The organism is Hymenobacter terricola (assembly GCF_017921975.2).
Taxonomy (GTDB): Bacteria; Bacteroidota; Bacteroidia; order Cytophagales; family Hymenobacteraceae; genus Hymenobacter; species Hymenobacter terricola.
Window position 1 is genome coordinate 40100 of the sequence record NZ_JAGEMO020000071.1, and the last position, 20272, is coordinate 60371.

Genomic DNA, 20272 nt, shown 5'->3' on the forward strand with positions numbered 1-20272 from the left:
AACTAAAATACGCCGGGGGTTGAGAAAGGCCCGGCTGGGTCAAAAGTAAAATCAGACGCTGGGAGTGGGCACGCCGGGCAAAAGTTGCCGCAAAACTGCTGCTCCATTGCCCAGAAACGCCACCCGCACCGGAATGGTATAGAGCGGCAATCCGGTTCGTACTTCCCGCAGTTCGGCGGCGAGCAGGCGCGTGGCGTCCTTTTCCGTCGTAAAAATAGGCCACCCCGGCTGCCAATGCGCCCGCAGGGCCGCTAAATCGGCGGGTTGAAAAGCGTGGTGGTCGGGAAAGCTGGCGTGGTATCGGATGATGTAGCCTTGGTTTTCAAGGTATTCGCGCAAGGGGCCCGGCTGCGCGATGCCGGTAAGCAATAAGGCCGGGCCGGGCACTGGCTCAGCAGCAGTGGCCGCTTTCGTTGCGACTGTTGGTCCTTCGGCCGGCTCCGGCAACAAGCATGGGGCGCCGTATTCGTACATTGAAAATAGCACGGGCACCTCGGCCCGGCTGTAGCGCCTGACGCCTTGAACCACCAGCGCCTGGGCCACCTCAGGGAGAGCGGGCGGACATTTGGTGATGATGACAACATCGGCCCGGCCTGCGCCCCGGCGGCTTTCGCGCAGGCGGCCGGCGGGCAGCACCCAATCGTGGTAAAAGGGCCGGGCCCACTCCGTTAGCAGCACATTCAGGGCGGGCTGCACGGCGCGGTGCTGGTAGGCATCATCGAGCACGATGACCGTGATTTCTGGGTGCGTTTGCAGCAAAAGCAATACGCCTAGGCGGCGCTTTTCGGCCACGGCCACGACTACTTTCCGGGCGGCAAACTGCTCGAAATACTGCCATGGTTCGTCGCCCACGGTCGCGGCCGAATCGGTGGGGCCGGCCAGGCGCGGGCCCCGCGTGCGGCGGCCGTAGCCCCGGCTCAGAATGGCCGGGCGGTGGCCCTGGCACAGCAATTCTTCCACCAGCCAGGCCACGTGGGGCGTTTTGCCGGTGCCTCCCACCCGCAGGTTGCCCACCCCAAGCAAGGGCACGGCAAAGGTTTCGGTCCGCTTCCAGCCCGCGTCGTACAGCCAGTTGCGAATGGCCAGCACCCCGTCGTATAACCAGGCAAACGGCAGCAATAAAAAAGCAAGCAAACGGGCCATAAGCGTTGCAAAAGTACAGCCGGTTTGGGTGGAGCCGCCGCCGTACTTTTGGCCGATGCCGACCTTTGCCGACCGCCTGCTGCATTTTCTCACCACTTTTCCCTTGCCGGGCACTTTGCCGGACGGCGTTGAAGCGCGCAGTCCCTTCCGCGAGCCGGCCGTGCACGACCTACTCCGCCAGTTCGCCCAAAAGTTTTATGCCGATAACCAGCCCCGGGTGGCCGTTCTGGGCATCAACCCCGGCCGGCTGGGCATGGGCCGCACCGGCGTGGCCTTCACCGACCCCGCCGCCCTGACTGAATTTTGCGGCATCGCCCATGACTTGCCCCGGCAACGGCCCGAAACATCCACGCAGTTCGTGTATAAAGTCATCACCGAAATGGGCGGCCCGGCGGCGTTTTATCAGCATTTTTATCTGGGCTCGCTGTATCCGCTGGTTTTGCTGAAGAGCGGGCTGAATTACAATTACTACGATTCGCCAGCCCTCACCAAAGTCCTGTGGCCGGATATTCAACGCTCACTGCGCCAGCAGGTGAAGACGTTGGGTTTGCGGCGGGACGTAGCCGTGAGCCTCGGCAAGCGCAACGGTGAATTCTTCAAGCGCCTCAACGCCGAATTGGGCCTGTTCGATGAAATAGTTGTTTTGGACCACCCACGCTACCTCATGCAATACAAAAGCCGCAGTATGGAAGCCAACGTGGCGCATTATGTAGAAAAATTAGGCCGTTACCTGTCCAACTCGTAATTCATAATTCCAAACTCATAATTCCAAGATAAGTGCCTACTGTTCAAGACCTGGCCCGCCTGCTGGAAGCCGCCGCCCCCCTCGCCTACCAGGAAAGCTACGACAATGCCGGCCTGCAATGCGGTGACCCACAAGCCGTAATCACCGGCGTCCTGATTACGCTCGACTGCACGCCGGCCGTCGTGGCCGAGGCTATCCGGCGCGGCTGCAACGTGGTGGTGGCGCATCACCCGGTCATTTTTCGGCCTCTCAAGCGCCTCACCGGGGCCAATGAAGTGGAGCAAACCATCATAGCCGCCCTCAAAAACGACGTGGCCATCTACGCCGCCCATACCAACCTCGACAACGTGCGCGGCGGCGTGAACGACAAGCTGGCCGAAAAGCTGGGCCTGACCAAAACCCGCGTGCTGGCCCCGCAAAGCGGCACCCTGGCCCGCCTCACCACCTACGCCCCAAACCGGCCCGAAGACCAGCAAACCGATGTGGCCGGCCGCATCCTGGCCGCGCTCTACGCCGCCGGCGCCGGCCAGGTGGGCCAGTATTCCGACTGTAGTTTTCGGGCTGAAGGCACCGGTACCTTCACCCCCGGCCGGGGCGCGCAGCCCGCCATCGGCGCCCGGCACCAGCCCGAAACGGTGCCCGAGTTGCGGCTGGAAGTGCTGCTGCCCCTGCACCGGCAGGCGGCTGTGCTGCGGGCCTTACGCGCCGCGCATCCCTACGAAGAAGTGGCCTACGAGCTGATTAAGCTGGAAAACGTGCACCAGGAAGTAGGGGCCGGCCTGGTGGGCGAACTACCTGCGCCGCTGGCCCCCGCGGCATTTCGGCAGCTGCTGAAGCAACAGTTGCTGGTGCCGGTGGTGCGCCACACGGCTTTCGAAAAGGAAATACAAACCGTGGCCATCTGTGGGGGCGCCGGCGCTTTTCTCATTGGCGCGGCGCGGGCGGCCGGGGCCGATGCCTACGTGACCGGCGATGTGAAATACCACGAGTTTTTTGGGGCTGAGGGGCAACTCATGCTTTGCGACGTGGGGCATTTTGAGAGCGAGCAGTTCACCGGCGAGGTATTCCGGGATTTGCTAACGGCCGGATTTGGACGTACTTTTGCGGTCTTAATCGCCGAAACCCCTACGAACCCCGTTCAATATGACTGCTAAAAGTGCCGCCGTGGCTCACGCCGACGTTCCCGTAGCCGCCAAGCTCGAAGCCCTGCTCACCTTGCAGCACCTCGACTCGCAGCTCGATGAAATCCGGCGCGTGCGCGGCGATTTGCCCGAAGAAGTCCGGGATTTGGAAGACGAAATTGCTGGCTATGAGGTGCGTGTCAAGAAATTTGACGAAGAAATTCAGGGCCTGAACGACTTCATCAAGAGCCGCAAGCAGGCCAGCAAAGACGCCGAAACGCTCATTAAAAAGTACGACGAGCAGCAGCAGAACGTGCGGAATAACCGCGAATTCGAAGCCATTGCCAAGGAAATTGAGCTTCAGCGCCTGGAAATCCAGATTGCCGACAAGAAAATCAAAGAGTCGCAGTACCAGATTGACGTGAAAAACGCCGAAATCAGCGGTACGAAATCGAAGCTCGACGAGCGCCGCAAGGACCTCGACAACAAAAAAGGCGAGCTCGACACCATTGTGGGCGAGAACGAGGAAGAAGAGCGCGGCATCATGGCCCAGCGCGAGGAAGCTACCAAGCCAGTGGAAGACCGCCTGCTGACGGCCTACACCCGCATTCGCGGCAACGTGCGCAACGGCCTGGCCGTGGTGCTGGTGCGCCGCGACGCCTGCGGCGGCTGCTTCAACACGGTGCCGCCCCAGCGCCAGGCCGACATCATCTCGCACAAGAAAATCATCGTGTGCGAGCACTGCGGCCGCATTCTGGCCGACGTGGAAGCCCGTGCAGTCTAAGCCCGGCTTTTGAGCAATTCAGAAATCTGATTAGCTGATTGAAATCGTAAAAGGAACGGCCCGGTGTCGTTCCTTTTTTTGTTGCTTTGTTAATGACGTTTTCGGCGGAAATTTTTCAGCGTGTGCGTGGATTTGGAGGGCAGCCGGCCAGCCGTTGGCGCGGGCTGCTGGGCGTGGCGGTCGGGGCTCTGATTTCCAGCTTTGCCACCCCGCCGCAAACTGCCGCCCCCGAAACTGTAGCTCCCATTCCTACAGCCGAGCAACTTACGGCCTCCAGCCGCCGCGCTTACGCCGAAGTGCTGAAGTTGCGCCTGGGTCCCGCCCGCGAGCTGCTGCGGCCGGCACTGGCCGGCTCACCGGCCGCCCCCGCCCCTATTCTGGTGGCCGATTGCGCTGATTTTGTGGAGTTGATTATCGCCCAGGATGCCAGCCGCTACGATGCGCTGACGGCGTCCCAGGAAGCGCACCTCGCCGCCCTGGACCGCGCGCCGGCCAGCGTCCTGCGCGACTATGCCCGCGCCGAAATCACGCTTCACCTGGGCCTGAGCCAACTGTTATTCAAGCATTTGGTAATGGGTGGGTATCATTTGCGCAGCGGCTACCACCAGATGCAGGACGTAGTGAAACATTATCCTTCGTTTGTTCCGGCCCGCAAAACATTGGGTATCTGTGAGTTTGCAGTGGGCTCATTGCCCGAAGGCTACCACTGGCTGCTGCGCCTGCTGGGCCTGACTGCCAACGTGGATACGGGCCTGAAAAACCTGGCCCTGGCCGCCAGCCAGCCTAGCGACTTCCAAATTGAAAGCCAGCTGTACCTGACGCTCATTCGGGAAGGCTATTACAAAAAGCCCGACGAAGCGCTGCACCTGATTGAGCGCCTCAGCGCCCAGCAGCCGGACAACCTGCTGTTTACCTACCTGCTTATCAGTGTCAACAAGCGCCAGCACCGGGGCGATGCCGCCCTGGCCGCGTACCGCGCGCGGCCCACCGGCTCTGGCTATCTGCCGGTGCCCTACCTCCACCACATGGCCGCCGACCTGCTGCTGTTTCGGGGCGACTACGCGGCCTCGGAGCACGAAAACCTGGCGTTCTTGCGCGAGTTCATGGGCCAGCACTACCGCAAGGATGCGGCTTTTAAGCTGTACCTGGCTGCTTGGCTGGGCGGGCAGCCCCCCGCCGCGATGGCCCGCTACCGCGCGCAAATCAACCAGCCCGGCCCTTCCGATGTGGAGGAGGACAACTACGCTCAGCACTATTACGAAGAGGCCAAGGCCCTCGACCCCATCCTCACCCGTGCCCGCCTGCAGTCCGACGGCGGCTACAACCAAGAGGCCCTGGCCACGTTGCGGGGCTTCCACGCGACGGCCACCACGCTCTGGCGCGACCGGATTGAGGAACCCTACCGCCGCGCCCGGGCTTACCAGGGCCTCGGCCGGCTCGATTCGGCCTGGTTCTATTTTGAGCGAACCCAGACCATCTCCGGCCCGAAAGCACCGTACTACTTCGCCCCTCAGGCGGCGCTGCAACAGGGCTACCTGGCCCAGGAAGCCGGCAAAAAAGTCCAGGCCCGGTTCTACTTTGAGAAAGCCCTGCACTACCCCTGGCACGAATACAAGAACAGCACCGACGCCAAAGCCACGCTGGCCCTGCGGGAGTTGAAGTAAGCCCGAACTTTGGGCTGGCAGTAAGCGCAACCGCTGGCCGCTAGCCTGTTACCTGATGCCCTCTCCTGTGCCTTTTTCTGCTGAATCCGTCGCCCACCTCACGGTCCCTTTGGCCGAACTGCCGACCGATTTCCGGGTGCGGGCGCTGCATTGGGGCGCAGCATTTCCGCACTGCGCTTATTTCGAGCCCAACGCAATGGCCTACCCCCACGGCCCGTTCGACCGCATTCTGGCGGTGGCCGGGCCAGGGGCCGACGCGGCCAACTCGCTCGCCGACTTGCGGGCGCTGCCCGATTCTTTGGCTGAGCAACGCTTTCGCTGCGGCTTCGTTACCTACGAAGCCAAAAATGAGATTGAAGCCTTAACGAGTCAGAACCACGACGGATTTGCGTGGCCCCAGCTGCATCTTTTCACGCCGCAAACGTGGCTCTGCTGGCGGGCGGAATCAGTGGAAATTCATGGGCAAACCAAAGGCGTGTTAAGCCAGATACTGGCCTTGGCGGTGCCCGTGGTGCCCGCCCCGCAGGTGCCCGCGCTGCTCCCCCGGCTGCCCAAGGCCGACTACTTGCGGGCAGTGGAAGCCATTCGGGAGGACATTCTCAACGGGGAAGTGTACGAGCTCAACCTCTGCCAGGAATTCTATGCTGAAAACGTGGCGCTGGCGCCCGTCGACGCGTTTTGGCGCTTGATGGAAGCTTCGCCCGCGCCTTTTGCCGGCTTCATTCGGTGGCATGACCATTTCCTGCTCTGCGCCTCCCCGGAGCGATTTCTGGCGCACCGGACGCCGCAAATCATCTCCCAACCCATTAAGGGCACCATCCGGCGCGGGGCCACGCCGGCCGCAGACGAACAGCAGCGCCAAACCTTGTTGCACGACGAAAAAGAGCGCGCCGAAAACCTGATGATTGTGGATTTGGTGCGCAATGACCTCGCCCGCGTGGCCCAAACCGGCACCGTGCGCGTGCCCGAGCTGTTCGGCCTCTACCCTTTCCGCCATCTCTGGCAAATGATTTCTACCGTCGAAGCCGACCTCCGCCCCGGTGCCGACCTGGTGGATGTGCTACTGGCCACCTTCCCAATGGGCTCGATGACCGGGGCTCCAAAAATCCGGGCCATGCAACTTATTGAGCACTACGAAAACAGCCGCCGCGGCCTCTACAGCGGCAGTATCGGCTACCTCTGGCCGGACGGCAATTTTGAATTTAACGTCGTTATCCGCTCGTTGCAGTACCGCCAGGACACTGGCTACCTCAGCTTCCAGGTCGGCTCCGCCATCACCTACGACTCTGACCCTGAGCGCGAATACGAAGAATGCTTGCTAAAAGCCAAGGCATTGTTGGAAGTACTGAATACAGTTATCAGTGAGCAGTGAACAATTAGCAGTTACCTGTTCACTGCTCACTGATAACTGTTCACTGTTCACTGATTAAACCTGCCATTCTGTCATTTTACGTGGCTTTACCCTATCTTTGTGCCCCGCCGAAAAGCGCTACTATTATGTCCCAAGCCCTGTTAACCCTTGATTTTTTAGATAAAGAAGCCCCTGCTGCCGAGGCTACCCCGAGCGGCGAAGTGCGGGTAACGGCCGCCACGCGCACTGGCCGGCAGCGTAAGCTCTACATCGAGAGCTACGGCTGCCAGATGAATTTCTCGGATTCTGAAATCGTGTCCAGCATCCTGTTTGATGAGGGTTTTGATACCACCGACGACCTGGCCAGCGCCGATTTGGTGCTGCTCAATACCTGCTCCATTCGGGAGAAGGCGGAGCAGACGGTGCGCATGCGCCTGTCGCAAATCAACTCGCACAAGAAGCGCAACCCCGGCCTGCTGGTGGGCGTGCTCGGCTGCATGGCCGAGCGCCTGAAAAGCAAGTTTCTGGAGGAAGAAAAAATCGTCGACCTCGTGGTGGGCCCCGATGCCTACCGGGATTTGCCCCAGCTCATCAGCCAGGTCGATGGCGGCCAGAAGGGCGTGAACGTGCTGCTCAGCCGCGAAGAAACCTACGCCGACATCACGCCCGTCCGCCTGAATTCGAATGGCGTGTCGGCCTTCATCAGCATCATGCGCGGCTGCGACAACATGTGCTCGTTCTGCGTGGTGCCCTTCACCCGTGGCCGCGAGCGCAGCCGCGACGCCCACAGCATCGAGCGCGAAGCCCGCGACCTGGTGGCCGCCGGCTACAAGGAAGTCACCCTGCTGGGCCAGAACGTGGACTCTTACAAATGGGCCTCTGCCGATGGCACCGAGCACGTCAATTTCGCCCAGTTGCTGGAGCGCGTAGCCCTCATCAGCCTCGAGCTGCGCGTGCGCTTCTCCACCTCGCACCCCAAAGACATTACCGACGAGGTGCTGCACACCATGGCGCGCCACGAGAACATCTGCAAGTTCATCCACCTGCCGGCCCAGAGCGGCAACTCTCGCGTGCTGGCCCTCATGAACCGCACCTACGACCGCGCCTGGTACGAGGAGCGGGTGCAGGCCATTCGCCGGATTCTGGGCGAGGACTGCGCCATCAGCTCCGACATGATTTCGGGCTTTTGCTCCGAAACCGAGGAGGAGCACCGGGACACCATGAGCCTGATGGAGCTTGTGCGCTACGACATGGCCTACATGTTCTTCTACTCGGAGCGCCCCGGCACGCTGGCCGCCCGCAAGCTGGCCGACGATATTCCGCTGGAAGTAAAGAAGCGCCGTCTGCAGGAAATCATTGATTTGCAGCAAATTCACAGCGCCGAACGCAACAAGCGCGGCGTGGGCCGGGTGCACCGGGTGCTGGTTGAGAACTTCTCCAAGCGTTCGAAAGACGACCTGAGTGGCCGCAACAGCCAGAACCAGGTTGTCATCTTTCCAAAGCAAAACTTCAGGAAAGGCGACTACGTGGATGTACTCGTTCACAGCAGTTCGGCCAGCACTTTGCTGGGGAATGCGATATGAGCCAACGCCGAAAGTTTCTGGCGCAGCTATTGAATTCAACCTCTTCTGCAAACCTAGATTTTACTGCACTGGTTAACCTCTTGGTATTTCTAGGGTTTGAGTTGCGAATTCGCGGCAGTCATCACATTTTCACCCATTCTGAAGTTGAAGAAATCATCAACCTGCAACCTGCTACTGGGAATACCGTCAAGCCCTATCAAGCTAAGCAGGTGCGCGAATTGATTATTCACTATGACTTGGCCAGCCATTTTCGTGATACCCTTTAACGAACATAATCATGCCTGACAGCAGCATTTATCCCGTTGTGGTTTATTGGAGCGAGGATGACCGGGCGTTTATCGCCGAGATTCCCGACCTGCCTGGCTGCATGGCCGACGGTTCATCGCAAACCGAAGCCCTTCACAATGTCGGAGTCATTGCGCAGGAATGGATTGTAACTGCGCTGGAACTGGGTCGGACGATTCCAACTCCTCGCCAGCGACTACAATTCGCGGCTTAGTTTCCAATTAGCACAAATAATTTTGACACCTTCCGAAATTCAATCCATCAAGCTCCGGTTTGGCATCATCGGCAACGCGCCGGCGCTGAACTACGCCATTCAGGTGGCCGCGCAGGTCGCGCCCACTGACATGACGGTGCTCATCACCGGCGAAAGCGGGTCGGGCAAGGAGTCGTTTTCCAAGATTATCCACGCCTTATCGCCGCGCAAGCACGGGCAGTTCATTGCCATCAACTGCGGGGCAATTCCCGAGGGCACCATTGATTCTGAGCTATTTGGCCACGAGAAAGGCTCCTTCACCGGGGCCAATGAGGCGCGCAAAGGCTACTTTGAGGTAACCAACGGCGGCACCATTTTCCTGGACGAAATCGGCGAAATGCCGCTCGGCACCCAGGCCCGCCTGCTGCGCGTGCTGGAAAATGGCGAATTCATCCGCGTAGGCTCCAGCAAGGTGCAGAAAACCGACGTGCGCGTGGTGGCCGCCACCAATGTGAACCTGCTCGACCGCGTGCAGGCCGGCACTTTCCGCGAAGACCTGTACTACCGCCTCAACACGGTGCCCATCACGGTGCCGCCGTTGCGCGAGCGCGGGGAGGACATCTACCTGTTGTTCCGCAAGTTTGCTTCGGATGCGGCCGAGCGGTACCGGACCCGGCCCATCACCCTGCTGCCCGACGCGGTACCGGTGCTCACGCGCTTTCGCTTCCCCGGCAACATCCGCCAGCTCAAGAATATAGCCGAGCAGATGTCGGTGCTCGAAACCGAGCGCGACGTGGATGCCCGCCGCCTGGCCCCGTACCTGCCGCAGGACCAGGCCAACCGCCTGCCCATGTTGCTCGGGTCGGGCGCGGCCGAAGGGACCACAACCGGTTATTCGGAACGGGACTTGCTCTACAAAATTCTGTTCGACATGCGCCGCGACATGACGGACCTGAAAAAAATGGTGCTGGAGCTGGCTACCGGCCAGCGCCCCCACGAAGCACAGGAACTACTGCGTCAAAACAGTCATCTGTTCAACAATACCGCTCCGGCTGGTTCGTTTGAGAGCGGGCAGGCGGCCGAGTATTTCCTGCCCGCCGCGCCCAGCTCGTACAACAGCGAGCCGGTGACAAACTACGAGGACGAAGCTCCCGTGGAGGACATTCCGCACGAAACCGAGGAGGAAACCCTTTCCCTCGACGTGAAGGAACGGGAGATGATACTCAAGGCGTTGAAGAAACACAACAACAAGCGCAAGTACGCGGCCCACGATTTAGGCATTTCGGAACGCACCTTGTACCGTAAACTCAAACAGTATGACCTGGAGCAAGTGTAAGGAAGTGGCGGGCCGGCGGTTCGCGTGGTTGTGGCTGCTGCCCTTCTTCTTTGGCCTGGGCGGCTGCGGCATCTACTCGTTCAATGGCACCAACATTGACCCGGCCGTGCGTACTATTTCTATTGCCACCATTCAAAACAACGCGCCCCAGGGACCTTCCTTCCTCACCCAGCGCTTCACCGAAGATTTGAAGGATTATTTCCAGCGCAACACCAACCTGAAGCTGGTCCCGCGCGACGGCGACCTGCAGTTCGACGGCAACATCGTGGCCTACGATTTTGCCCCGGCCTCCATTCAGCAAGTCAACGGCGTGGACCAGGCCGGCTCCAACCGCCTCACCATTCAGGTCAAAATCCGCTTCACCAACACCAAGGACGACAAGCAGAGCTTCGAGCAGGTGTTCCAGAACTTCGACGATTACGCCGGCACCCGGAACATTGCCACGATAAACAGCGACCCAACCGCCGTGCGTACCACTACCGACAAAATCATTACCGATATTTTCAACAAGTCGGTAGCAAACTGGTAACGGCCGAACCAACTGGTAATTGCCGCAGCTTTGGCGGTGAAATCAGCTACCGAATTTTACCAGAAATCGCACTTAGCTGGGCGGTATGTGCGGTGACATTCGCGTAAATTAGCGTAATGTTGCGCCCCCGTTACCCGTTTCGAGGTGCAGCAATTCAGGATTAATTCCGCTGCTGCTGCTCTCCCAAAGCCCACCCAATCCCAGTGACCCGCGCCACGCTTCTGCACGTTCTCGACCGTCCCACCGCCCTCGGCCCGGTGGAAGTGCGCGAGCTCGAACAGCTGGCCCAGGCCTTTCCCTACTGCCAAACGGCCCACCTGCTGCTGGCCAAAGCCGCCCACGACCAAGGCACCATGCTGGCGGGCCAGCGCCTGCGCCGCGCCGCCACCTACGCCGCCGACCGCGCCCTGTTGCGCCGCCTCATCGAGCAAGTAGAGCCCGCCGCCGAAGAGCCCGCGCCTTCAATGGAACTTCCGGCTAGTGCCAAGGCCCAGGCCCCGCCCCCGCTGGCAGTCTCCGCGCCGGCGGTAGCCCCCATCGCCGAAGCCCCAGAGCCAGACCAAGAAGCCGAACAAGTAGAGATTGTGGCAGCGCCCGCGATGGAACTGGCCACCAGCGCAAGCGCCCCGGTGGAAGTACTGGTTTCAATGAGCGCCATGGCTGCTCCCACGGCGTTCGCGCCAGAGATAGAATTTGCTTCTACTGAGACGGAAGCAGCGGTGGCCGTCATTCCCACGGCAGAAATTGCCGAGGAAATGCCACAAATAACCAAGGAAACAGAAGCCCCGGAAGCTGCGGCAGCGCCCCAAATCCCGGAAGCCGATTTGCCGCTATTGGTCGACCAGGAAGGGGTTCAGATTCCGGCGGCAGAGGCTGCGGCAGAAATTTTGCCAGAGCCAGAAGCGGAAACTGCGGCCGAAACCGAGCAAGATTTGCCCGCTCAGGCTCCGGCCGTTCGTCCGCCCGTTGAGGTTGGCGAAGCCCGGTTTGAGTTTGGCCTCGCCGAAACGCCCCCTGCCAGCGCGCCGGCTTATGAGCTGCCGGGCCTGGTTGATGAATGGGCCGCCGCTGCCGTCACGCTGAGCATGGGCAGCCCGGCGCTGCTCACACCCGCCAAGGCGGAAGAAGCCTGGACCGCGCCCATTTTTACGCCCGCCGCTTTTACCGGCGATGAAGCCGTGGGGTATGCTTTCGGCGAAAGCAGCCGCCTGGGATTTTCCATGCAGCTCCTGAACCTACTGGCTGCCAAGGCAGAAAACGCCGAATGCACTTCGGAATTGACCGCCGCCGCGCAGCCTCCAGCCGTTGCGCTGCCACCAGCTGGCGCGTTTTTCGAACCCGACCCGCTGCTGCTGGCCCACTGGGCTGCGCACTGCCCGCCGCCCCCGGCAGTGCCCTCGTCGCTCGACCTCATCAACAACTTCCTGCGCCGCCAGCCACGCCTTAGCCGGCCGGCGATGCTACCGCCTTCCCCCGCCGCCCAAGCCGATTTGAGCGCGCGCAGCACCCGCGCCGAACCCAATTTGGTATCCGAAAGTCTCGCCCGTATCCTCGTGCGGCAAGGCAAAACCGCCCGAGCCATTGAGATTTATGAAAAGCTCATGGTGAAACAGCCGGAAAAAATGGCGTACTTTGCGGCCCAAATACAACAATTGCAACCTTCGGCTTAAGTAGCCTTTTGACTTTTTTGCCCCTCATGTACACTGCTCTCGTCATCCTCATCCTCGTCGTGTGTTTCCTGCTGGCCCTTGTGGTGCTGGCCCAAAACCCCAAGGGCGGCGGAATCTCCAGCCAGTTTAGCGCCGGCGGTGCTGCCAGCATGATGGGCGTGAAGCGCACCGGCGACCTGCTCGAAAAACTCACCTGGGGCTTTGCAATCGGGTTGGTCGTCCTGGCCCTCGGCTCCCACATGCTGACTTCTACCGGCGGCGGCCCCGTTCGCAGCGTGAACCAGCAGCGCGCCATGGAAACCAAATTGCCCGCTCCTTCGGCCCCGGCTCCGGGAGCGCCCGCCCCTGGCACTACGGCCCCGGCCGGTACGAGCACGGCTCCGGCTACCGTCCCGGCTGGTACCGCTCCGGCTTCGACGCCTGTTAAATAGTTTTAGCTTCTCTCAATTCGGTAAAAGCCGGTGCTTCCTTTGGGGAGGCACCGGCTTTTTCGTGGGTTGCTTTTCAGTTGACAGAAGCGGCCATTCGTCACTTCTGCCACGTTCAGGCGGCGAAACCTGCCCATTTTGTCAGGTTTACGGGGCTGGCACGGGAAATGAGACAGGGCCGTAAACTTAGTTTTTCCACCTAACTCAAACCAAATACACACAGAATGGCACTTAGCATGAAACCGCTGGCCGACCGCGTCATTGTTCGCGCCGCCGCCGCCGAGGAGAAAACCAAATCCGGCATCATCATCCCTGATACGGCCAAGGAGAAGCCCCAGCGTGGCGAAGTGGTAGCCGTGGGCGAAGGCAAAACCTCCGATGCGGGCTCTATCATCAAGCCCCAGGTGCACGTAGGCGACCAGGTGCTGTACGGCAAGTACGCCGGCACGGAAATCACCGTCGATGGTGAGGACCTGCTCATCATGCGCGAGTCGGACATTTTCGCTGTGCTCTAGGCCCGCCGAAAATTTATAACTCCTAAATTCATAACTCCTAATTCTTCCCACAGTGGCTAAGAACATCCAATTCGACACCGAAGGCCGCGCCCGCTTGCAGGCCGGCGTGAACAAACTGGCAAACGCCGTGAAAGTGACCCTCGGCCCGAAAGGCCGCAACGTCATTATCGACAAAAAATTCGGCGCGCCCACCATTACCAAGGACGGTGTGACCGTGGCCAAGGAAATCGAGCTGCGCGACCCGATTGAAAACATGGGCGCCCAGCTCGTGAAAGAAGTGGCTTCGAAAACGGCCGACCAGGCTGGCGACGGCACCACGACGGCTACGGTGTTGGCCCAGGCCATCTACACCGCCGGCTCGAAAAACGTGGCCGCTGGTGCCAACCCGATGGACCTGAAGCGCGGCATCGACAAGGCCGTTATTGCCGTGGTTGCTAACCTGAAGGCTCAGTCGAAGAAAATCGAGAACAACTCGGAAATCGCCCAGGTGGGTACGATTTCGGCCAATAACGACGCGGAAATCGGCAAAATGATTGCCGATGCCATGGACAAAGTTGGTAAGGAAGGCGTTATCACGGTGGAAGAAGCCCGTGGTACGGAAACCGAAGTGAAGACGGTGGAAGGCATGCAGTTTGACCGCGGCTACCTCTCCCCTTACTTCGTGACCAACCCCGAGAAAATGGAGGTTGAATTCGAGTCGCCCTACGTCCTCATCTACGACAAGAAGGTGAGCACCATGAAGGAGCTGCTGCCCGTGTTGGAGCAGGTGCTGCAGACGGGCAAGCCCCTCGTTATCATTTCGGAAGATGTGGATGGCGAGGCCCTGGCTACGCTCGTAGTGAACAAGCTGCGCGGCTCGCTGAAAATCGCGGCCGTGAAGGCTCCTGGCTTCGGCGACCGCCGCAAGGCCATGCTGGAAGACATTGCTACCCTCACGGGCGGTACCGTTATCAGCGAAGAGCAGGGCTACAAGCTCGAAAACGCGACGTTGGAGTACCTCGGTACGGCTGAGAAAATCATCATCGACAAGGACAACACGACCATCGTGAACGGCAAGGGTGAGAAAACGGCCATTCAGAGCCGCATCGCCCAGATTAAGGCCCAGATGGAAACCACGACGTCGGACTACGACAAGGAGAAACTGCAGGAGCGCCTCGCTAAGTTGAGCGGCGGCGTAGCCATTCTCTACATCGGGGCTTCGACTGAAGTGGAGATGAAAGAGAAGAAAGACCGGGTTGACGATGCCCTGCACGCCACCCGCGCCGCCGTTGAGGAAGGCGTGGTACCCGGCGGCGGCGTGGCCCTCGTGCGTGCCATTGAGGCGTTGGCCGCAGTGGATACCCACAACGCCGACGAGCGGACCGGTGTAAACATCATCCGCACGGCCCTGGAATCTCCCCTCCGCACCATCGTGGCCAACGCTGGCGGCGAAGGCTCGGTGGTGGTGCAGAAGGTGCGCGAGGGCAAAGGCGACTACGGCTACAACGCCCGTGAGGACCGGTACGAAAACCTGGTGGCCGCTGGTATCATCGACCCCACCAAGGTGACCCGTCTGGCCCTCGAAAACGCTGCTTCTATCGCCGGCCTGCTGCTGACGACGGAGGCCGTGATTTCGGATGAGCCCGAGCCTAAGGATGCTGGCCATAGCCACGGCGACGGCGGCATGGGCGGCATGGGTGGCATGGGCGGCATGATGTAAGTCGAGCCGCTTGTAGCCCTTTGCTATAAGAACGAAAGCCCCGCTGGCAGTGCCGGCGGGGCTTTTTTGTGCGCGCAAGGTTTGTGGCGCGGAGCGAAGGTTTGTGGTTCGGACGTAAGGTTTGTGGTTCGGAACGAAGGTTTAGGGTTCGGAAACGGTTAGCAGGACTTCGGAAACGCTTGGCGGGGCTTCGGAAACGCTTGGCGGGGCTTCGGAAGCGGTTGGCTACGCTTCGGAAGCGGTTGGCGGGCGTTCCGAAACGGTTGGCGGGGCTTCGGAAGCGGTTGGCGAGTGTTCCGAAGCTTCTGGCTATGCTTCGGACACGGTTGGCAGCGGTTTCGGAGGGGCAGGCATTGCCTGAGAGCACAAGGACGGCAGGCTCAAGCACAGAAAAGCCCCATTGGTGGTACCAACGGGGCTTTTGCGCATTAAAAACGATTCATGCCTACTATGCCACCGGCGCGGGGTAGTTGCGGGCGTCCATCATCTTGGCCAGTTTGCCGCTGATGAGGAAGAGCAGGCCCGCCGCCACGGCGGCCGACACCACGAACACCATGAAGAAATCGTAGAGGTTGGTGATGTGGAAGCCGAGCAGCACCGGCGCGGGAGCCGTGGATTTGGGGTCGGGGTACAGGCTGCTCATGTAGCCGGCCAGGTAGTTGGCGGCGGCGTTGGCGAGGAACCACACGGCCATCAGCAAAGAGGCGAATTTGACTGGGGCCAGCTTGTTGACCAGCGACAGGCCAATGGGCGACAGGCAGAGCTCGCCCACGGAGTGCAGGAAATACAGGGCCACGAGGAAGAACATGCTCACCTTCACGCCGGGCTGCAGGTTGTGCACGCCGAAGCACATCACGAGGTAGCCGGCGGCCAGCATGGCCAGGCCAATGGCCATTTTGAGGGGGGACGGCGGCTCGGCGCCGCGGCGGCCGAGGGCCGTCCAGACCATGGCCATGAGCGGCGCGCCCACCACCACGAAGATGGCGTTGAGGTTCTGAAAAATGCTGGCCGGCAGGGTGAAACCGAAGATGGTGCGGTTCATCTGCTCATCGGCGAAGAAGGTGAGCGAAGCCGGGGCCTGCTCGAAAGCAGCCCAAAAGAACACCACGAAGAACGACACGATGAAAATGACCATGATGCCCTTGATGTCGGCCCCGCTCAGCGACTTATCGCTGAAAATCATGTAGGCAATGCCAATGACGGCTACGCCCAGCAGCGGCGCGATGGTGGGAAACTTGGCCGAGTCGAGCCACAAAATGCCCAGTATCAGAGCCAGCAGCACCGGCAGCAGCGCGTACACGCCCATGATGCCTTTTGAATGCGCGGGCGTTTCGCCTACCTGCACGCCATCCGGCGTGTGCAGGTACTTGTCCTTGCCCCAGTTGAACACCACGGTGCCCAGCAGCATGGCAATGCCGCAGGCCAGGAAAGCCCAGCGGAAATCGGCCGGCCGGCCGGTGTCGCCGATGAGGCTGGTGATGGTATTGCCGATGAACGAGCCCAGGTTGATGCCCATGTAAAAGATGGTGTAGGCCGCATCCTTGCGCGAGTCGGTGGGGCGATAGAGCGAGCCTACCATGCTCGAAATATTGGGCTTGAAGAAGCCGTTGCCCACAATCATCACGCCCAGGCCCAGGTACAGCAGCCAGTGGCTGAGGGCGTGGGTGCTGGCCGGGCCGTAGTTGGAGGCCGAAAAAAACAGGGTGAACTGCCCCAGCGCCATCAGCAAGCCGCCGGTGAGGATGGAGCGCCGGTTGCCCCAGTACCGGTCCGAAATAAAGCCCCCGATGAGGGGCGTGAGGTACACCAGACTGGTGTAGCCGCCGTAGAATTTGGACGCGAAGGCCTTGTCCATCATCATGGCCTTGGTGAGGAACAGCACCAGCACGGCGCGCATGCCGTAATAGCTGAACCGTTCCCACATTTCGGTGGCGAACAGCAGGTATAGTCCGCTGGGGTGACTGGTGGATTCCGCTGACAGCGGTTGCTCGGTCTGAGCAGGAACAGTTTGCATGTGAAAAATTAGAGTGGGGAATAAGTAAGCAAACGCGGGGAAGCGCTTACAGGCGCCATTAGCGCACCATGGGTACGGTAAATCTAGGAAAGTTTCGGCATTATGAAGCCAGCATTACTTCTGGACCGCCTGCGTATCTGGTGTCCGCGTGGCCGCAGCATGACGTTCTTTTCTACGGCTCCGCCCTGGCCGTTTTGCCCGAAACATCGCTGCGGTAGGCCTTGGCCCGGTAAGCCCCCGGCGCCATGCCGGTCTGCTTGCGGAAAAATCGCGTGAAATACCCAGGGTCGACAAACTGCAGTTCGTAGGCGATTTCGGCCACCGAGAGCGAGGTATACAGTAGGTAGTTGTGGGCTTTGCGAATGGTGTGGGCCTGCACGATTTGCTGGGCCGTTTTGCCCTTCACGGCCTGGCAAATGCGGTTGAGGTGCACGGGTGTAATCTTCAGCCCCTGAGCAAAATCGGAGATTTTCTTCTCGAAAGGCGCGGTGCGCTCAATGGCTTTCTGAAACTCGCGGAAGTAGTGCAGGGCGCGGTTGGGGCTTTCCTCCTTGCGGCGGTAGTGGTGCAGCAGGCGGAATATTTTCACGAACAACAGCTTGAAATAGCCATTCAGGGCGAGCTGCTTGCCGGGCAATTCGGAGTAGATTTCCTCGTGAATCTGCTGCTCCAGGGCCGATAAATCGGCAAAGCTGACCTCGGAGTTGAAATCGGAGAGAATGTGTACGGCATTTATCTCGACCAGCACGCCCGGCGTGGCTTGCAGAATAGTATCCAATAAAGCCTCCGATAGCGTGAGCGTGCGGCCCTTCACCTGCGGGCTGAACGTGAAGCCGTGCACGGTATTGGCCGGGATGATGACCAGGCAGGGCGTGCGCAGCTCCACCAGCTCGGTGGCCTCGAAGGCGGCGCGGCCGGCTTCGAGGAAAAACAGCTGGAACAGATTTTCGTGCAGGTGCGGCTTGAGGCCCCAGTCGGTGAGGCGCTGGCGGGGCACGATGAGCTGGCTTTGCAGGTAATCGTGCGAAATCTGGGCCCGGCTGTCGCCGTAGATTCCGTTGTAGCGGGCAATTTTGGTGGCCATGGACAAAGTTGCGAAAGACAGGGACAAACCAAACCTAAAGATAGTTCAGCGTTGCATTACTCCTACCCTCATGCGGCGCTGAGCCGTATGCTTTCGCCAATAGGCCGAAACCAACCAGCCATGGTTTGATTTGTCCCGTTAAAGAAATGAATTGTTTCACTGCGCTCGGGCTGTGCATTTCTACCTTTGTAGCAGAAGTAAAGAGAATTCCCACCCAACACTTTCAGGGCCATGCAAAAAGACTCTCCCCTTGCCGCCGACTTCCGCAATCGTTTGCAGCCTTTGGGCTTCCACGAAACGGCTACCGTTCACCTCAACCTATCCCCAGCCGAGCTGATTGAGCACGCCCTGCGCAACCAGGAAGGCACCCTCACCGACACCGGCGCGCTCATGGCCGACACCGGCCAGTTCACCGGCCGCTCGCCCAAAGACCGGTTTGTGGTAAAAGACGCCAACACCGAAAACAGCGTGTGGTGGGGCGACATCAACATTCCCTTCGACGCCGACAAATTTGACCAGCTGCACCAGAAAATGGTGGCTTACCTGGCCGACAAAGAAATCTACGTGCGCGAAGCCTACGCCGGGGCCAACCCCGACTACCAGCTCAAGCTGCGCATCGTGAACGAGCAGGCCTGGCACAACCTGTTTTGCTACAACATGTTCCTGCGTCCCGCCGAAGGCGCGGACACCACCTGGCTGCCTGATTTCAGCATCATCTGCGCGCCCGGCTTCGAGGCCGACCCGGCCGTGGACGGCACCCGCCAGGCCAACTTCGCCATCCTCAACTTCACCAGGAAGATGATTCTCATTGGCGGTACGGGCTACGCCGGCGAGATGAAAAAGGGCATTTTTGGGGTGCTGAACTACCTGCTGCCCCACGAGCACAACACGCTCAGCATGCACTGCTCGGCCAACGTGGGCAAGGACGGCGACACGGCCATCTTCTTCGGCCTGTCCGGCACCGGCAAAACCACCCTCTCTGCCGACCCCAACCGCGGCCTCATCGGCGACGACGAGCACGGCTGGACGCCCGACGCCGGCATTTTCAACTTCGAGGGCGGCTGCTACGCCAAGGTCATTGACCTGAGCAAGGAGAAGGAGCCCGAAATCTGGGACGCCATCCGCTTCGGCTCCATCGTGGAGAATACGCGCTTCCTGCCCGGCACCCACACCGTGGATTACGCCAACAAGTCGGTGACCGAAAACACGCGCACCGCCTACCCCATCAACTTCATTCCGAACGCCATTGAGCCCGGCGTGGCCGATGCGCCGAAGAACATTTTCTTCCTCACGGCCGATGCCTTTGGCGTGATTCCGCCCATTAGCAAGCTTGATAAGAGCCACGCCATGTACCTGTTTATGTCGGGCTACACGGCCAAGGTGGCCGGCACCGAAATGGGCGTAACCGAACCGCAGACCACGTTCTCGGCCTGCTTCGGCGCGGTATTCCTGCCCCTGCACCCCACCAAATACGCCGAAATGCTGGGCAAAAAGATGGACGAGAATCCCGACATCAACGTCTGGCTCATCAACACCGGCTGGACCGGCGGCAGCTACGGCACCGGCCACCGCATGAAGCTGCCCTACACCCGCGCCATGATTACGGCCGCCCTCAACGGCCAGCTCGACGAGGTAAAATTCACCAAGCACCCCATCTTCGGCATGATGGTGCCCGGCGCGGTGCCCGGCGTACCCTCCGAAATCCTGGACCCGCGCAATACCTGGGCCGACAAAGAAGCCTACGACAAAACGGCCTCGGACCTGGCCGAGAAATTCGTGGAGAACTTTAAGAAATACGCCGAGTTTGCCAATGAGGAAATCCTGGCCGGCGCACCGCGAGTAGCGGTAGAAGCGTAAGTTTCCAAAGCAGCTCACTCACCAGAAAAAGCCCCGTCGGTTGCAGCTGACGGGGCTTTTATGCTTTAGAATCAAAACTGGTAAATTATGCTTGTTTGTCACGTATGCCTTTGAAAAGCGAGATGGCCCCTGTAACCAGCAGTCCGCCTAAAACAACGAAGTTCCCGGTCCCTTGTATGATTGCAGTGCCTTTCGTTGAGAGGCAGCCAGAAAAGGAAACGGGGTCACCCACTATCCCTAAAGGCGGCGCTTCGGCGCTGACCTTGCGCGC

At 60.2% G+C, this 20272-nt stretch carries 19 protein-coding genes; 15 read left to right on the forward strand and 4 right to left on the reverse strand.

Annotated features, from left to right (window positions below):
* Positions 1–51: 51 nt before the first annotated feature.
* Entirely contained in the window at positions 52–1143 is a 1092-nt protein-coding gene (lpxK, locus tag J4G38_RS23510) for a tetraacyldisaccharide 4'-kinase (protein WP_210515699.1), read from the reverse strand.
* Positions 1144–1198: 55 nt separating this feature from the next.
* Here lpxK and J4G38_RS23515 point away from each other — a divergent pair, with 55 nt between their 5' ends.
* The 14 genes from J4G38_RS23515 to groL all read left to right on the forward strand — a co-directional run bounded on the left by J4G38_RS23515 (position 1199) and on the right by groL (position 15046).
* Positions 1199–1888 carry a uracil-DNA glycosylase family protein gene (locus tag J4G38_RS23515; RefSeq protein WP_210515701.1) on the forward strand — a complete coding sequence of 230 codons (690 nt, stop codon included), beginning with the start codon at positions 1199–1201 and terminating at the stop codon, positions 1886–1888.
* Between the two features lie 32 nt (positions 1889–1920).
* A complete protein-coding gene (locus J4G38_RS23520) occupies positions 1921–3042 on the forward strand; it encodes a Nif3-like dinuclear metal center hexameric protein (protein WP_210515703.1) in 1122 nt (373 codons plus the stop codon).
* Complete coding sequence (locus J4G38_RS23525) at positions 3032–3793, forward strand: zinc ribbon domain-containing protein (RefSeq protein ID WP_210515705.1); 762 nt, start codon at positions 3032–3034, stop codon at positions 3791–3793. Before J4G38_RS23520 ends, J4G38_RS23525 begins: the two co-directional genes overlap by 11 nt.
* Before the next feature lie 122 nt (positions 3794–3915).
* Positions 3916–5457, forward strand: a complete 1542-nt coding sequence (locus J4G38_RS23530) for a tetratricopeptide repeat protein (RefSeq protein WP_210515706.1) — start codon at positions 3916–3918, stop codon at positions 5455–5457.
* A 67-nt stretch (positions 5458–5524) separates the two neighbouring features.
* Positions 5525–6829 carry an anthranilate synthase component I family protein gene (locus J4G38_RS23535; protein ID WP_226163742.1) on the forward strand — a complete coding sequence of 435 codons (1305 nt, stop codon included), beginning with the start codon at positions 5525–5527 and terminating at the stop codon, positions 6827–6829.
* 125 nt (positions 6830–6954) lie between these two features.
* The gene (gene miaB / locus J4G38_RS23540; RefSeq protein ID WP_210515710.1) at positions 6955–8391 is read left to right on the forward strand and encodes a tRNA (N6-isopentenyl adenosine(37)-C2)-methylthiotransferase MiaB; all 1437 of its coding nucleotides are present in this window, start codon (positions 6955–6957) and stop codon (positions 8389–8391) included.
* The gene (locus tag J4G38_RS23545; protein WP_210515712.1) at positions 8388–8657 is read left to right on the forward strand and encodes a type II toxin-antitoxin system HicA family toxin; all 270 of its coding nucleotides are present in this window, start codon (positions 8388–8390) and stop codon (positions 8655–8657) included. The genes miaB and J4G38_RS23545 overlap by 4 nt, the downstream gene beginning before the upstream one ends.
* A gap of 11 nt (positions 8658–8668) precedes the next feature.
* Entirely contained in the window at positions 8669–8890 is a 222-nt protein-coding gene (locus tag J4G38_RS23550; RefSeq protein ID WP_210515714.1) for a type II toxin-antitoxin system HicB family antitoxin, read from the forward strand.
* A 22-nt stretch (positions 8891–8912) separates the two neighbouring features.
* Positions 8913–10205 (forward strand): sigma-54 interaction domain-containing protein, encoded by a 1293-nt coding sequence (locus tag J4G38_RS23555; protein WP_210515716.1) that lies wholly within the window; start codon positions 8913–8915, stop codon positions 10203–10205.
* Entirely contained in the window at positions 10186–10734 is a 549-nt protein-coding gene (locus J4G38_RS23560) for an LptE family protein (RefSeq protein ID WP_226163744.1), read from the forward strand. The genes J4G38_RS23555 and J4G38_RS23560 overlap by 20 nt, the downstream gene beginning before the upstream one ends.
* Positions 10735–10937: 203 nt before the next feature.
* Positions 10938–12404: a hypothetical protein gene (locus J4G38_RS23565; protein WP_210515718.1), complete on the forward strand. Its 1467-nt coding sequence runs from the start codon at positions 10938–10940 to the stop codon at positions 12402–12404.
* A gap of 26 nt (positions 12405–12430) precedes the next feature.
* Positions 12431–12835, forward strand: coding sequence for a preprotein translocase subunit SecG (gene secG, locus J4G38_RS23570; protein ID WP_210515720.1), 405 nt, complete (start codon positions 12431–12433; stop codon positions 12833–12835).
* Between the two features lie 221 nt (positions 12836–13056).
* Complete coding sequence (gene groES, locus J4G38_RS23575) at positions 13057–13347, forward strand: co-chaperone GroES (protein ID WP_210515722.1); 291 nt, start codon at positions 13057–13059, stop codon at positions 13345–13347.
* Between the two features lie 52 nt (positions 13348–13399).
* Positions 13400–15046 carry a chaperonin GroEL gene (gene groL, locus J4G38_RS23580; protein WP_210515724.1) on the forward strand — a complete coding sequence of 549 codons (1647 nt, stop codon included), beginning with the start codon at positions 13400–13402 and terminating at the stop codon, positions 15044–15046.
* 448 nt (positions 15047–15494) lie between these two features.
* On the opposite strand, the gene J4G38_RS23585 is transcribed toward groL, so the two are convergent.
* Together J4G38_RS23585 and J4G38_RS23590 are read right to left on the reverse strand one after the other, a co-directional pair.
* The gene (locus J4G38_RS23585) at positions 15495–17060 is read right to left on the reverse strand and encodes a peptide MFS transporter (RefSeq protein ID WP_210515726.1); all 1566 of its coding nucleotides are present in this window, start codon (positions 17058–17060) and stop codon (positions 15495–15497) included.
* Positions 17061–17232: 172 nt separating this feature from the next.
* Positions 17233–18144 carry an AraC family transcriptional regulator gene (locus tag J4G38_RS23590; RefSeq protein WP_210515728.1) on the reverse strand — a complete coding sequence of 304 codons (912 nt, stop codon included), beginning with the start codon at positions 18142–18144 and terminating at the stop codon, positions 17233–17235.
* Positions 18145–18375: 231 nt separating this feature from the next.
* Between J4G38_RS23590 and pckA the strand changes: the two genes are divergently transcribed.
* Positions 18376–20001: a phosphoenolpyruvate carboxykinase (ATP) gene (pckA, locus tag J4G38_RS23595; RefSeq protein WP_210515730.1), complete on the forward strand. Its 1626-nt coding sequence runs from the start codon at positions 18376–18378 to the stop codon at positions 19999–20001.
* 85 nt (positions 20002–20086) lie between these two features.
* Here the strand turns inward: pckA and J4G38_RS23600 are convergent.
* The coding region (locus J4G38_RS23600; RefSeq protein ID WP_226163746.1) for a hypothetical protein at positions 20087–20272 on the reverse strand (186 nt) is incomplete at its 5' end.